This window comes from Nucisporomicrobium flavum (assembly GCF_016464385.1).
In the GTDB taxonomy this organism is placed as follows: Bacteria; Actinomycetota; Actinomycetes; order Mycobacteriales; family Micromonosporaceae; genus Actinoplanes; species Actinoplanes flavus_A.
Genome location: NZ_JADMLH010000004.1, coordinates 118,376 through 131,738, shown reverse-complemented (window position 1 = coordinate 131,738; position 13,363 = coordinate 118,376). Strand labels below are relative to the sequence as shown.

Genomic DNA, 13,363 nt, shown 5'->3' with positions numbered 1-13,363 from the left:
CGCCTCTGAGCAAGACGGCCGGGCCCCTACGGAACGCCCGATGGGTGCGATGAGACCCGGCCGTCGCGCAGGACGGCCGGGGGCCGGTCAGAGAATCGCGGCCAGCTGGGCCACGGCGTGGTCGATCTCCTCGGCCGTGACCACCAGCGGCGGGGCGAGGCGGATCGTCGAGCCGTGCGTGTCCTTGGCGAGCACGCCGCGCTCCGCGAGGCGTTCCACGGCCTGCCGGCCGCTCATCAGCGCCGGGTCGATGTCGACGCCGGCCCACAGACCGCGCCCGCGTACGGCGACCACACCGTGCCCGATCAGCGCGTTCAGCCCCTCGTGCAGCCGCGCGCCGAGCTCGGCCGAGCGCTGCTGGAACTCGCCGGTCGCGAGCAGCCGGACCACCTCGGCACCGACGGCGCAGGCCAGCGGGTTGCCGCCGAAGGTGGAGCCGTGCTCGCCGGGCCGGAGCACCCCGAGCACGTCCCGGTTCGCGGCGACCGCGGACACGGGCACGATGCCCCCGCCCAGCGCCTTGCCGAGCAGGTACATGTCAGGGACGACGCCCTCATGCTCGATCGCGAACGTCCTGCCCGTACGCCCGAGCCCGGACTGGATCTCGTCGGCGAGGAACAGCACGTTGTTGTCGGTGCACAGCTCCCGTACGCCCGCGAAGTAGCCCGCCGGCGGCACCAGCACGCCGGCCTCGCCCTGGATGGGCTCGAGGAGCACCGCGACGGTGTTCGGCGTGATCGCGCCGGCGAGCGCTTCCAGATCCCCGTACGGGACGATCGTGAAGCCCGGGGTGTACGGCCCGAAGTCGTCGCGCGCGTCCGGATCCGTCGAGAAGCTGATGATCGTCGTGGTCCGGCCGTGGAAGTTGTCGGCCGCGACGATGATCTCGGCCTGCCCGTCCGGCACGCCCTTGACCCGGTAGCCCCACTTGCGGGCCACCTTGATGCCGGTCTCGACGGCCTCCGCGCCGGTGTTCATCGGCAGCACCAGGCCCTTGCCGCACAGCTCGGCGAGCCCGCGGCAGAACGTGGCGAACTGGTCGTGCACGAACGCCCGGCTGGTCAGCGTGAGCCGGTCGAGCTGAGCATGCGCGGCGGCGATCAGGCCGGGGTGCCGGTGGCCGAAGTTCAGCGCCGAGTACCCGGCGAGAAAGTCCAGGTAGCGGCGGCCGTCGACGTCGGTCACCCAGGCACCCTCGGCGTCCGAGATGACCACGGGCAGGGGGTGGTAGTTGTGCGCCGTCCAGCGCTCGGCGTCGGCGAGCGCTCCGGGCGTACGCATGTCCAGGTCAGTCACGAGCGAACCTCCAGGGTGCAGCACTTCGGGCCGCCGCCGGCCTTGCGCAGCTCGCTCACGTCGACCCCGACAGTTTCGTAACCGGCGGCCTGCAGGGCCGCCGTCAGCTCGGTGGCCTGCACCGGCAGGACAACGGTACGGCCGTCGCTGACCGCGTTGAGGCCCAGGACCTCGGCGTCGGCCGGCGTGGCGAGGACGGCGTCCGGGAACAGGCGGCGGAGCACCTCCTGCGAGCCGGGCGAGAACGCCGACGGCAGGTACGCGATGTTCCGCTCGTCGAGCACGCACAGCGCGGTGTCCAGGTGGTAGTACGCCGGGTCCACCAGCTGCAGGCTGATCACCGGGCGGCCGAACACCTCCTGCGTCTGGGCGTGCGCGGCGTGGGCGGTGCGGAAACCCGTACCGGCGAGCAGCACGTCACCGGCGAGCAGGATGTCGCCCTCGCCCTCGTTCGTGTGCTTCGAATCGAAGACCGGGAAGCCGGCATTCTCGAACCACGCCTTGTACGCGGGCGCCTCATCGGCGCGCTCGGCGTCCCGGAACTGCACGGCGAGCACCTTGCCGTCGACCACGGTCGCGCCGTTCGCGGCGAAGACCATGTCGGGCAGGCCGGGCAGCGGCTCGATCAGCTCGACGGTGTGGCCGAGGCCGAGGAACGTCCGGCGCAGGGTCTCCCACTGGCTGACGGCCAGGGCATTGTCGTACGGCGCCGTCGGGTCCATCCACGGATTGATCCGGTACGTGACGGCGAAATGGGTCGGCCGGCACATCAGGTAGCGGCGCGGGGCGGCGGTCGTCATGACGGAAACGCTATGCGGGAAGTGCCTGCGTACGCCCCGGAACAGTGTTGCGCACGGCGTCGATTCGTTGCGTGATCCGCGCTCGGCGCGACGATTCGTTGCTCGAGGTTTCCGGCGGGGCGGGTGGGGAGGCGGGCCGGCGGGCTGCGAGCGGCGGCCGGAGATCTCGGGGCCGGCGGGCCGCGGGACAGGTACCGGGCGCGGTCCGCGGGCGGCGGGCCGGGCGGCAGGCAGCGGGCGGCAAGCCGGGCCGGGCCGGGCCGCGGGTGGCGGGCTAGGCGCGGGCCGCGGGCCGGGGCCACGTGTCGGGCGACAGCGAGGCCGCGGTAACGCCGCGGATGAGGCGGGGACCAGGTTCGGACGTGCGTCGGGGGCGGCGAACCGCCGCCCCCGCACAACGAATGCGGCTCCATCCGAGTCTGTCGACGGTTATCGCCGATCGGTCTCGACCGCGCTTTCCGGCGCACCGCCGGATGTTTCCGGGGCGGGAAGGCTCATGGCCGTCCCGGTTCCGAGGGGGTCACCGTCAGCGCATCGCCTCCGGTGAATGTCAGGTACCCGTCAGAAGCGGTCGATAAACTGTGCGTCAAGCCACTCTCGGACGCTGGTGACGGGCTGCATGTCGGTGCCCAGCCAGGAGAGCGAGCCGGTCAGCGCCAGCACGCCCACGACGATCGCCGCGAGCGCCAGCACGAGGCCGATCAGCGCGTCGGTCTTGCCGGCCACGTGACGCTTCTTGGTGGCGCGCAGGCCCGCGACGGACAGGATCAGCGACAGCGCGGCCACGCCGATGCCGTAGCCCATCAGCGGCCCGGAGAGCACCAGCAGGGCGCCGGCCACACCGGTGATCAGGCCGAGCGTGGCGAGCAGGCTCGCGCGGGGCTTGGGTCCGGCGGGTACGGGCGTACGGTCGGCCTCACGGCTCGCCGCAACGCTCGCGCTGCCCCGTCCGGCCGGGGTGCGGTCGGCGGGCACCGTGTCGAAACGCTCGGTGCGGTCCGGGTCCCGGTCGTCGACCTTCGCCATGGGGGCGGCGCGGTCGTCGGACCGCAGGTGGCCGGTGCGGTGCTCGCCGGCCCGCGGCTCCTCAGCCCGCCGCGCGTCGGCGTGGACGGCGTCCTGCCGGACCTCGCGCTCGCCGGCGCGGGAAGCCGCAGCACGGTCCGACGCCACAGCACGGTCCGAGGCAGCGGCACGATCGGCCGGGGCACGGTCCGAAGCAGCAGCACGGTCGGCTGCGGCGCGATTGGCCGCGGCACGGTCGGAGGCCGCGAGGTCCGCGGCTCGGTCCGACGTCGTGGCGGCGCGGTCGGCCTGGACCGCTCCGGCCTGCGGGGAGGCGTCGGTACGGGTGGAAACGGGCGCTCTGTCCGCGGTCTCCGCGGTGGTGTCGGACTGCCGGGAGAAAGACGGGAGTCTCACGTCAGCCACCTCCTTCGAACCTTCGGGGATGACATCGCTATACCCCGATGGCCGCCGGCGAACACAAACGGGCGTACGGAAGGCCCGTACGCCCGTTCGTGAAGGTGGGTCAGACCAGCGCGGACGTCGCCGAGACGTCGGCCGCCTTGGAGATCACGTGGTCGACGATGCCGTAGTCCTTGGCCTCCTGCGCCGTGAACCAGCGGTCGCGGTCCGAGTCGGCCTCGATCTCCTCCGGGGTGTGCCCGGTGTGGAAGGCGATCCGCTCGTTCATCGTCTTCTTGATGTGCAACATGCTCTCGGCCTGGATGGCGATGTCGGCCGCGGTGCCGCCGATGCCGCCGGAGAGCTGGTGCATCATCACCCGCGCGTGCGGCAGGGCGTAACGCTTGCCCCGGGTGCCCGCGCAGAGCAGGAACTGCCCCATCGAGGCGGCCATGCCCATGGCGATCGTGGCCACGTCGTTCTTGATGTACTGCATCGTGTCGTACACGGCCAGGCCGGCGCTGATGGAACCACCGGGCGAGTTGATGTACAGGGCGATGTCCTTCTCGCTGTCGGCCGAGGCCAGCAGCAGCATCTGCGCGCAGATGCGGTTGGTCACCTCGTCGTTGACCTCGCTGCCGAGGAAGATGATGCGCTCCCGGAGCAGCCGCTCGAAGACCTGGTCGTCAAAGGATGCGCCACCCGACCGCATCACCACATCGTCAACACTCATGGACCCACCCTCTCGCACCTGCCGGACGCGGTGAGCACCCACCCGGCATCGGACTCTCCTACCTTCCCCGGTAACGAGCGCCACGCCCAGCGATTCTCCTCAGGGCGAAAGCCGGCCTGCCCCGGCACGCGCGACCGGCGCCGTGCGGTCCGCCGACGGCGGTGGAAGCGCCACACCCGGCACGGCGGTCGCAGCCGGCTGCGGTTCAGCCGGAGCGTACGGACGTGCGCCGCGCCGACCAGTCGGTGCCGAGCGGGCGGGGCTGGGGCCGGTTCTCCTCGATCCAGGCGTCGATGCGGGCCCACCAGTCGTACAGCCAGCGGATGCGTTCCTCCTCGCCGGCCGGGACCTCCTCCGGCGGGACGCTCCAGAAGCGCATGATCAGCTGCTTGTCCATCGGCAGCTCGCGCCAGATGTCCGCGACGGTGACGAGCTTGTCGAGGCCGGTGTGGGCCACGAAGATGACCCCGGAGTCCGGGGCGGCGTCGATCGCGGAGAGCAGCCCGCCCGGTTTCGGCGGGAGGACGTTGCGCAGGCCTTCCGCCCGTACGGCCATCTCCTCGAGCCCTCTGGCCCGCAGCCGTGCGATCGCCCGCAGCCGGCGGTGCGGGGTGAAGTTGCCACCTTCGGGGAAGATGACGAACGCGTCGTTGTCGTCGAGGCCGCTCGCCAGCGCGCCGACGTGTTTCTCCAGGTCGGGCACCCCGGGGCGGCCCGGCGTGATGAACCGGTTGGGCAGGCGGTTGAGCAGGATGTCGACGGCCGGGTCCCACTGCAGGGTCGCCTTGAGCACGATGCGCGGCTCCCGGTCGAACCAGTTGACCAGCGAGTGGATCAGCACGAACGAGTCGCCGGGGCCGGCGTGCCGGCTGACGACGATCTCGGGGCGGCCGGGCATGCCGGTGTCCGGGTCGGTCCCGACGACGTCCAGGCTCAGGTGCAGCGACCACTCCGCCACCCAGAACAGGGCGGCGAGGAAGCGCCCGGTGAGCACGTAGTGGGCGCGCTGGAACGCGGGGCTGCGGATCTTCCACCCGAACCCGGAGGCGACCCACAGCGCGGCGAGGCAGACGAGGGCGGCGGCGTCCCAGACGATGTACACGATCGCCAGGAACACCAGGCGCGGCACCCGCAGGTGGCCCGGGACCAGGGGCGACGCGGCAAGCGCCACGAGCAGCCAGACCGGAAGCGTCGTGAGCAGCACGAGCGCCAGCACGACCACGGCCGGCGCGATGACCAGCCGACGGACCCAGGGCGGCGGAAGCATCAGGCGCCGTCGTCCGGCGCCGGCGGAACGAGAGACTGCAGGTAGCGGCGGGACGCGGTGTAGGCCCGGCTGATGCGGCGCCCGGCGGCGGCCATGTCCCGGTATGCCCAGGGCTGGTCGTCGCGGTTCTCGCCACCGCCGGTCGGAAGAACGTGCACCTGGACATCGTCGGGCAGCGACGCAAGCTCCCGGGCGAAGCGGTGCCGCCGGGCGATCTCGAACGCCACCTGCGCCACCTCCCACGGCCGGCGCGGTACGGCCAGCGGCCGCTCGATGCGCCCCACCTGGAGCACGAAGATCCGTTTCGCGCCCACCCGGACGGCCTCGCCGATGGGGATCGAGTTGACGATGCCGCCGTCGACGAAGTGCTCCCCGGCGATCTCCATCGGCGGCAGCAGCCCGGGCACCGACGCGGACGCGAGCACCGCTTCGACAAGCGGACCGGTGTCGAACCAGTGCTCGGCGGCGCGCTCGATGCTCGCGGCGCAGCAGCGGAACGGGATCTTCAGGTCGGCGAAGCTCGACTGCTCGCCCAGCTCGGCGGTGAGCAGGCGGCGCAGCGGGAGCGGCGAGTGCAGGTGGGTGCGGGCCGCGAACCGGCGGACCTGGCGGGCGATGGAGTCGCCGTACACCTCGGCGGCCTCGGGGGACGACCACAGCCGGACCAGCCGGTCGGTGACGGCCTCGGTGGGGTCGGCCGCGACCAGGGCGCCGTTGACGGCGCCGATCGACGTGCCGACGACGACGTCGGGACGGTAGCCCGCGCGGAAGAGTGCGCGCAGCATGCCGACCTGGACGGCGCCGAGCACGCCTCCCCCGCCGAGCACGAACGCGACCGGACTCTCCACCATGACCTCATCGTTCCACGTCCGCCGGGCCCCGGACCCGTTGTCCACAGCGCTGCAATGATCTTGCGCCCGGCGACGGAATGCGGCAACCGGCGCCGCCCGGGCGGGCGGCGCCGGTTGCCAGAGGATCAGCCGAGGCCGTTGAGGAACGGCTCGTGCGCGTTCTTGAACTCCCACGAGTAGAACTTGTCCCAGTTGATCGACCAGGTCATCAGCCCGCGGAAATTCGGGTTGGTGCCGCTGCGGACGGTGTACCCGCCGCAGTTGCTGCCCTTGACCAGGCAGGTGACCGCCTGCTGCACGCCGGCCGGGGCCACGTACCCGTTGCCGGCACTCACCGACGACGGCGCGCCGAAGGCGATCTGGTCTTCACGCAGCGCGGGGAACATGTTCGCCGTGTTGCCCGCGACCGGGAAGCCGGCGAGCAGCATGTCGGTCATGGCGATGTGGAAATCGGCGCCGCCCATGCTGTGGTACTGGTTGTCGAGGCCCATGATCGAGCCGCTGTTGTAGTCCTGGACGTGCAGCACGGTCAGGTCGTTGCGCATGGCGTAGATGACCGGCAGGTACGAGCCCGCGCGCGGGTCCTGCCCACCCCACGGCCCGGATCCGTAGTACTGGTAGCCGAGCTGTACGAAGAACGTCTCCGGCGCCATGGTCAGGACGAAGCCGGCGCCGTACCGGGCCTTCAGCGACCTGAGCGCCGCGATGAGGTTGACGATCACCGGGGTGGTCGGGTTCTTGAAGTCGGTGTCGCCGGTGTTGAGCGACAGCGAGTGGCCCTCGAAGTCGACGTCGACGCCGTCGAGGCCGTACCTGTCGATGATCGCGCTGACCGAGCTGACGAACTTGTCGCGGGCGGCCGTGGTGGTGAGCTGCACCTGACCGTTGGCGCCGCCGATGGAGAGCAGCACCTTCTTGCCGGCCGCGCGCTTCGCCTTGATGGCGTTGATGAAGTCGGCCTCGCTCTCCACGCCGGGGCATTCGGTGGCGGGGCAGAGCATGAAGCGGATGTCGCCGGAGGTCGCCGACGTGGGCTCACCGAAGGCCAGGTTGATGATGTCCCAGTCGGCCGGTACGTCGGCCATCCGCAGGTAGCCGGAGCCGTTGGCGAAGCTCGCGTGCAGGTAGCCGATCAGCGCGTGCTTGGGCAGCCCACCCACCGGAGGCTGGGTGGGCGGGGTCGTGGGAGGCGTGGTGGGCGGAGTGGTGGGCGGAGTGGTCGGCGGGGTCGTGGGAGGCGTCGTCGGAGGGGAGGTCGGCGGCGTCGTTCCACCGCAGGCGCCGTTGTCGGCCCAGACGTCCCACTGACCGCTGTGGGTCGACGGGCTCTCGTTCTGGGTCCACCACTTCGCGGTGTAGTTGTGACCGGCCTGGGAGGCGGTCATGTCCTTGGTGTAGACCGCGGACGGGCTCCAAGCAGCCGCGCAAGCGACGGCGGCATCGGCGGACGAGGCTATGTAGACGGCGGAGCCGGACGCCGCCAGCACGGCGGTGACGGCGAGGAGCAGGGATCGGCGCATGGGGGATGGCCTCCAACGTCGGTATATCGACAGTTGGCCAATTATTAGGACTGTTAACTGATCCTGTCCAGGGCCTCGTCCGGCCGGATGCGGCGGCCGGTCCGGTCGAACACCAGCAGATCGTCCCAACTCACCCCGACGGCGAGCTCGGTGCCGACCTCCGCGCGCGCCGGCGTCGCCATGCGGATCATGACCTCGCCCATCGGCGGCGGCTCGAGCGACTCGTACGCGGGCTGCAGCCCGTACGGCGACCGGTCGGCCGGCGGCCCGGTGCGGGGGCGGGGCAACGGCGACGACGTCTCCAGCCGCGCGGTGGCCGCGGGCGTCGGCACTCCCCCCACGTCGAGGTGGACCAGCAGCTCGTGGCCCAGGTTCTCGACGGCGCGTACGGTGCCGCGCAGCTCCAACGGCCCCTTCTTGTCCGGCGACAACGCGCGCAGCGCGACGGTCACCCGGGCGGTGTCGTGGCGGGCGAGGGCCTCCGTACGGGCGTCACCCGCCGGCAACTCGAGCACCTGCGACCCGAGGTCGAGCAGCACGCGCCCGTCCGGCACCGACACCACGGCCTCGAGCAGGCTGGTACGGGGCGTGCCGAGGAAAGCCGCGACGAAGACGGTGTCAGGGTCCGCGTACACCTCAGGCGGCGGCCCGACCTGTTGCAGCACGCCCCGGCGCAGCACCGCGATCCGGTCCGCCATGCTCATCGCCTCGATCTGGTCGTGCGTCACGTAGACCGTGGTGACGCCCAGCCTGCGCACGAGAGCAGCGATCTCCCCGCGCAGCGCCGCCCGCGCGCCCGCGTCCACGTTCGACAGCGGCTCGTCCAGCAGGAAGACCGCCGGGCGCCGGATCAGGGCCCGTGCCATGGCGACCCGCTGCCGCTGCCCGCCCGACAGGTGCTGCGGATAGCGGCTGAGCAGGTCGTCGACGCCGACGTGCCGGGCGATCTCCGCCACCCGGGCCGCCACCTCCCCCGCCGGCAGGGGCAGCACGTGCAGCGGGAAGCCGATGTTCTGCGCGACGGTGAGATGCGGGTAGAGCGCGTACGACTGGAAGATCATCGCGATGTCGCGCTCCGCCGGCTCGGCCTCCCGGACCGGTACGCCGTCGTAGAGCACCGTCCCGGCCGTGGGCTCCTCGATGCCGGCGAGCAGCCGCAGCAGTGTGGACTTGCCGCACCCGGTCGGGCCGAGCACCACCAGGAACTCGCCGGAGCCCACCTCGAGGCAGACGTCGTCGACGGCCACCGCTCCGTCGTCGAACACCTTCGTGAGCCCGCGCGCCGCGATAGCCACCATCCCCTCATGGTGAGGGTCGACGGCCACCGATGAAAGGCTCAGCGGCGGACGGAGCGATCCAGCCAGCCGTCGCCGTCGTCGTCGTACATCCGCTTCTCGAAGACGCCGTCGTGGTCCTTGTCGTAGTCGGCGTAGTCGACGCGGTTGTCGAGGTCCTTGTCCACGCCGACGAAGTCGGCCCGCCCGTCGCGGTCGAGGTCCACCACGATCTCCGCGCCGCCGCCCCGGTGCCCCCGGTAGGTCGCCCTGTCCAGCGTGCCGTCGCCGTCCGCGTCGACCCGGTTGTGGTAGCCCTCCGGCGCCGGCAGGTGCGCGTCGCCGAAGCCGGTGCGAGGGGCGTCGCCCAGCCGCGAGGCGGCCGATCCCAGGCCCGCCCCGGCCCCGCGGGCCGCGTGCGCGTCCCCGAAACCCTGACGGGCGCCGTATGCCGGCCCGATCCCCGCCGCACCGTCCGCCGGCGACCCGACCGGAGCGTCGGCGAGGCCGCCGAGCGAGCCGAAGATGCCGAAGGTGCTGGACTTGGTGACCCGTTGCTCCACCGTGGCCGCCTGAGCACCCGCGTCGCCGGCCACCTGCTGCCGCAGCAGCGCCACCTCGTCGGGCGCGAGGCGATAGCCGGCCAGCGCCGAGTCGGGGTCCCGGGCCAGGCACGCCTGGAACGCGGGGTCGGTGCACAGCCGCTCGAGCACAGCGTCGAAGTCACCCATGCCGCCCACGGTAGGCGGCCGGGGCCAGTGTCCGGTATCGGCCGGTCAGTCCAGCTCGGGCATGGCGACCGGCTGCGGCCGCGGGCGGCACGTGCCGCACTGCACCGCGTCCTCCACCACCAGCGCCTCGGCCCGTTCGCGGGTCACCGACCTGCTGACCTGCAACAGGTACGGCCCGAACCGGGCATGGTCCTCACACACACCGCGTCCGCAGAACCGGCAGGTGCCACGCGCAGCCTTGGCGCAGAAGAAGCAGAGCACGGGCTCATCCAATCACGGGCGGGCTCGTGTCCGACGGCTCCGGGTTCGCCGGCGGCGACGACGTCGTGGTCGGCGGGCTCGAGGGCGGGTCGGGGCTCACCGGCGGCCGGCTGGTGCTCGGCGGCACCGTCGTCGGGCGGATCGTCGGCCGGGTCGTCGGCCGCGTGGTGGCCGGCGGCCGCGTCGTCGCGCGGGTCGTGGTCGGCCGCGGCTGGTCCGGCGTGGCCGGCCCCGGATCGATCGTCGTCGGCGGCACCGTCGGCGGCGTCGAGCTCAGCGTGGGCTCCGGCGTCACCGACGGAAGATCCGACGGTACGTCGCTCGGCGACTCGCTGGGCGAGCCCGCGGGCGGTTCCACGGGTACGCCGTCCCCGCAGCTCAGCGACGTCACGTTGGCGGTGACGGGCGTGCCGCCGAGGAACACCCGTCCGGTGGCGACGGTGATCGCACCAGGGTCGACACCGAACCACGCCGGTCCCTCGTTGGTGGCGGTGCCGACGGTGGCCTGCACGGTCAGGCGCAGCGGCTCGTACGCGCCACTCGTGCTGCCCGTGTCGGCGAGCACCCGCCCGGCGCGGACAGTCAGCACGCCGTGCGGCACTCGCGTGCGCCCGGCGTCGGTGGCCAGCGGGCCCACGTCGGCCTGCGTACCCGCGCAGAGCAGCGTCGCCGAGCCGCCCTTGAAGGTGAGCCGGCCGGACGCGCGGGCGGGCACCTCGATCCGGGTGCCCTCGTCGACGTAACGGCGCTCGCCCGCGGCAAGGCGGACGGCCCGCCCGTCGACGGTGACGGCGAGCGTGCCGCGGTCGGCGGTGAGCAGCGCCCGGTCGGTCGGCATCTCGGCCCAGGCCGGCCCGGGCGCGAAGTTCAGCCCGGTCAGCAGCAGGGCGAGCAGGAGCAGCAGCAGGACGAGCCACCACATGCGCCGTTCGAAACGGCGGTCCACCTCGGGGTCCTCGGTGCCGTCCGGCGGCCCCGGCGGCACCGCGAGCGGCGGGTACGCCCCCGCGGAGTGCACACCACGCGACGCGGCGGCACCGTCCACAGCGGCCACGGTCGAAGCGGCCGGCCCGGGACCACCCACGAGCGGCGGGAGGTCGGAGGCGTCCGGGATGACCCAGAGCCTGGCCGGCGTACGCGTCTGGGCGACCGTACCGGGCTCGCCGTCGCCGACCGGGCCGATGAGCGTGCCGCGGCGCAGCTCGACGCCGTCGGGCATGGCGATGACGCCGGACTCGATCACCACCGCGTGCGTCGGCCCGGGCAGGTCCACCGGCGCGCCCGGCTCGAGGTCCACCGGGTGCGCGGTGGCGATCAGCGCGAGGCGCTCGTCCCCGGCCAGGCCGGCGAGCGCGGGGGTGTCGGCGAACAGCGCCTCGGCCTCGGCGCGGTCGACCGGCGGCGGTCCGGGCAGCGGCCCCACGACCGTGGCGACGGTGGCCGTCGGTACGGCCAGCAGCGTGGTCCCGGCGGTGTGCCAGTCGAGCGAGGCGGGGCGGCCGGTGAGCGCGTTGGCGAGGCCGACGACGCCGCCCGCACCGACGTGGTGCCGGATCGTCCCGCCCGGGTCGCCGGGCCTGCGGGCCTGCATGGCGCCGTCGACGACGACGTACACAGCCTGCTGGGTGTTGCCGGCCAGGACCATCGGGGTGCCGGACGGCGGGCGTACCCACCGGGCGCGGGCGGCCAGGCCGGCGAGGGCGGGCTCGGGCAGGCCGCCGAGGTCGGAGTTGCGCAGCGCGTCCAGGCGGCGCGGGGCGTCGGCCTCCCGCCGCTTCTCGGCGGCGCGCAGGCGGAAGCGGCGCCACGAGCGGAACAGCCAGCCGACGGCCAGGTACACCAGCGGGGCGCACAGCCCCGCGACGACCAGGACGAGCAGGAGCCGGCCGCCGGCGCCGCCGTTCCACAGCCCGGTCGCCAGCCCGGCGACCCGGTCGGCCCAGATCCGGTAGCCGAGGTTCAGGGCGACGGCCAGCCACAGCATCGCGAGGATGCCGTACAGGGCGACGATCCGCCCCTCCCGGTCCAGCCCGCCCCAGGCCGGCGGGCGCCCGCGCAGCCGCGACGCGACCCACGCCAGGCCGCGTCCGCGCAGGTTGGGGATCTCCAGCCAGTCCATCAGCAGGTAGTAGCCGTCGAGCGCGAGCAGCGGGTTGAGGTTGAACAACGCGTTCAGGTACCAGGCGAACGCGAGCTTGAAGGCGAGCGGCCCGAGCGCGGGCACGGCGAGGCCGACGAGCTGCATCGTGCCGGCGAGGACGAGGCCGGTGGCCGGGCCCGCCGCGGTGACGAGCATCCGGGCGCGGCGCCCGGCCATCCAGACGTCGGTGGTGTCCACGAACACCGACGGGATGCCGAAGTAGACGAGCACCCCGGCCGCGGGCACCTCCCGCCCGGCGTGCTTGGTGGCGAGCGCGTGCCCGAGCTCGTGGCTGGCCAGCGCCAGCACGTTGAGCAGCAGCAACACGACCGCACCGAGCAGGTACGACCCGTTGGTGAGGAACACCGCCTGGCTGCCGCGCCACCACGTGCTGACGAAGAGGCCGAATCCCGCCAGCGCGAAGGCCGCCATGACGATCGCGGCCACCCGCGTGAACAGCAGCTTGCCGCCGGCGCGGTACAGCGCGGTGATCAGCGGGTCGACGTCGAAGACGAGCATGCGCCGCCCGCGCGCCGCCGCGAGCACGCCGCTGCCGACGCGGCGGGGCAGCGGCTTGCGTTCGAGCTCCTGCAACGGCCGGAACGCGTCGACCGGCAGCTCGTCGAGCATGCGGTTGCCGGCCAGGTCGGCGACGACGCGGCGGACCTGGTCGGGGGCGAGGCGGCCGGCGAGGCGGGCGAACTCGGCGACCAGGCGGGCCACCGTGTGCGTGCCGTCCATCATCAGGGCCAGCTGCCACTCCTCCGGGGTCAGCCGGAGATAGCAGGCGCGGCCGCCGTCGTCCGGCGAGCGCAGCATCACGTACGCGGCCCCGCGCACGCTGGTCAGCTCGACGGCCTCGATCCCGGCGCGCAGGACGGGACGGGCCCGGGCCGGGTTGAGGCGGTCGACGACGGCGCCCCAGAGCCCGGGGTCGGCGGGTCCGGAGGGCTCGCCGGGCGCGCGTCCGGCCAGCGCCTCCCAGACGCTCATCCGGGTCTCGACGTAGGTCACGGTGCCGGCCTTCCACTGGCGCGATGGGCGAATGGAGAGTAGGCGGTGTGCCGGGCCGAACGCGAGCCC

11 protein-coding genes are annotated in these 13,363 nt (G+C 73.1%); all 11 read right to left on the bottom strand.

Annotation, left to right across the window (positions count from 1 at the left end):
* Positions 1-87 precede the first annotated feature (87 nt).
* Complete coding sequence (gene rocD / locus IT780_RS12220) at positions 88-1,281, bottom strand: ornithine--oxo-acid transaminase (protein ID WP_199511932.1); 1,194 nt, start codon at positions 1,279-1,281, stop codon at positions 88-90.
* Positions 1,282-1,292: 11 nt separating this feature from the next.
* The gene (gene ddaH, locus IT780_RS12215; protein WP_199511613.1) at positions 1,293-2,096 is read right to left on the bottom strand and encodes a dimethylargininase; all 804 of its coding nucleotides are present in this window, start codon (positions 2,094-2,096) and stop codon (positions 1,293-1,295) included.
* Positions 2,097-2,657: 561 nt separating this feature from the next.
* Positions 2,658-3,518: a DUF4190 domain-containing protein gene (locus tag IT780_RS12210; protein ID WP_199511612.1), complete on the bottom strand. Its 861-nt coding sequence runs from the start codon at positions 3,516-3,518 to the stop codon at positions 2,658-2,660.
* Positions 3,519-3,627: 109 nt separating this feature from the next.
* Complete coding sequence (locus IT780_RS12205; protein ID WP_199511611.1) at positions 3,628-4,236, bottom strand: ATP-dependent Clp protease proteolytic subunit; 609 nt, start codon at positions 4,234-4,236, stop codon at positions 3,628-3,630.
* 205 nt (positions 4,237-4,441) lie between these two features.
* Positions 4,442-5,503: a 1-acyl-sn-glycerol-3-phosphate acyltransferase gene (locus IT780_RS12200; RefSeq protein ID WP_199511610.1), complete on the bottom strand. Its 1,062-nt coding sequence runs from the start codon at positions 5,501-5,503 to the stop codon at positions 4,442-4,444.
* On the bottom strand, positions 5,503-6,354 hold the full coding sequence (locus IT780_RS12195) for a patatin-like phospholipase family protein (protein ID WP_199511609.1): 852 nt from the start codon (positions 6,352-6,354) through the stop codon (positions 5,503-5,505). Before IT780_RS12195 ends, IT780_RS12200 begins: the two co-directional genes overlap by 1 nt.
* Positions 6,355-6,479: 125 nt before the next feature.
* Positions 6,480-7,874, bottom strand: coding sequence for a chitinase (locus IT780_RS12190; protein ID WP_199511608.1), 1,395 nt, complete (start codon positions 7,872-7,874; stop codon positions 6,480-6,482).
* 53 nt (positions 7,875-7,927) lie between these two features.
* Positions 7,928-9,172 carry an ABC transporter ATP-binding protein gene (locus IT780_RS12185; protein ID WP_199511607.1) on the bottom strand — a complete coding sequence of 415 codons (1,245 nt, stop codon included), beginning with the start codon at positions 9,170-9,172 and terminating at the stop codon, positions 7,928-7,930.
* A gap of 38 nt (positions 9,173-9,210) precedes the next feature.
* Positions 9,211-9,879, bottom strand: a complete 669-nt coding sequence (locus IT780_RS12180; RefSeq protein WP_199511606.1) for a hypothetical protein — start codon at positions 9,877-9,879, stop codon at positions 9,211-9,213.
* 45 nt (positions 9,880-9,924) lie between these two features.
* Positions 9,925-10,080 (bottom strand): hypothetical protein, encoded by a 156-nt coding sequence (locus IT780_RS12175; protein ID WP_233412713.1) that lies wholly within the window; start codon positions 10,078-10,080, stop codon positions 9,925-9,927.
* Between the two features lie 64 nt (positions 10,081-10,144).
* Positions 10,145-13,294 (bottom strand): M50 family metallopeptidase, encoded by a 3,150-nt coding sequence (locus IT780_RS12170; RefSeq protein WP_199511604.1) that lies wholly within the window; start codon positions 13,292-13,294, stop codon positions 10,145-10,147.
* Positions 13,295-13,363 lie beyond the last annotated feature (69 nt).